Source organism: Nodosilinea sp. LEGE 07298, assembly GCF_015207265.1.
In the GTDB taxonomy this organism is placed as follows: Bacteria; Cyanobacteriota; Cyanobacteriia; order Phormidesmidales; family Phormidesmidaceae; genus Nodosilinea.
Map to the genome: position 1 here is coordinate 1 of NZ_JADEXE010000608.1, position 1,061 is coordinate 1,061.

General features: G+C 52.7%; 1 protein-coding gene. It reads right to left on the minus strand.

Annotated features, from left to right (window positions below):
* Nucleotides 1-2: 2 nt before the first annotated feature.
* Entirely contained in the window at nucleotides 3-485 is a 483-nt protein-coding gene (locus IQ273_RS33390; protein ID WP_194027353.1) for a hypothetical protein, read from the minus strand.
* Nucleotides 486-1,061 lie beyond the last annotated feature (576 nt).

The window sequence follows — 1,061 nt, forward strand, 5'->3', positions numbered from 1 at the left end:
GTCTACACCGATGGCCCAGCCTGGGATTGACTCGCCGCCGTAGGCTTTGCCCGATCAAAATGCTGCGACAGGGTGCCAACCACGTCCTCCAGGCCCACGCCCTTCGCCGCCTTCTTGGCTGACGAATAGGCCGTCCGCGCCGCTGCATAGGCCTCGCTGCCCGCCACAGTCTGCGTATCTTTTACCAGGCGCTGTAGCTCAACCAGCGTTTGCAAAATCGGGTTCAGCGCAATAAATAGATTCATATCGCGCATGGCCCCATCTACATCCAGGTAGCGGGGCATTAGCTCGGGGTGCTGCTCTGCCACCGTCAGGGCCTGGTAGGTAAACGTTTGCGATCGCGTGCCAATTTTAGACAACCGGCGGCGTTCCTCCGTTGACAGGCCGACCACAAACGCCAGCTTTTTGCGAACGAGCTCCAGGGCTTCCATTACCGCTTTTTGGTCTTCGGCAGAAAACTCAATATCGACTTGGTTGGCAATCATAGTGCTTGATACTCATAGTTAGATGACACCCTTGAATAAACCGGGTCCAAGCCTAGAAATAGAGCCTGCCGTAAAGAAAAACTTTAGTTCCCGAAGTGGATTTGGTGTAGCCTGGGTTTTCAATAGATAGCCTAATTTTTACGGCTTCAAACCTAGCGATCGCACGGAATTTTTCTAAATAGCAAATGAAAGGCTCCGTAGAATACGGCAGGTCGTTTCTGCAAAGCCGTGACCTATTTCTAAAAACCAACCGGGCGAGGCCTGAGTGCCACTCGCAAACCCACGCATGACACTCAGAGTCCCGACGATGGCACTCAGAGTCCCAATGCTGACCCTCGCGCTACCCAAGCACGACACTCAGAGACCCAAAGATGGCATTCAGAGTCCCGACATTGACACTTACAGACCCAACGATGCAACACGCACTACCCACGCATGACACTCAGAGTCTACCCCTGTTAAGGTGATCATTCGTACTAGTGCGGTCAATTGGATAAGCTAAAGACGTTACCCCTGGCCGCTTAGAGTCAATGAGTTAGCGTCCCATGATAAACGCGCTATTCGAGCAATTTGTTG

What these genes read in the sequence shown, in the direction of transcription:
- IQ273_RS33390 (WP_194027353.1), bottom strand. Translation starts at nt 485, where the DNA reads ATGATTGCCAACCAAGTCGATATTGAGTTTTCTGCCGAAGACCAAAAA.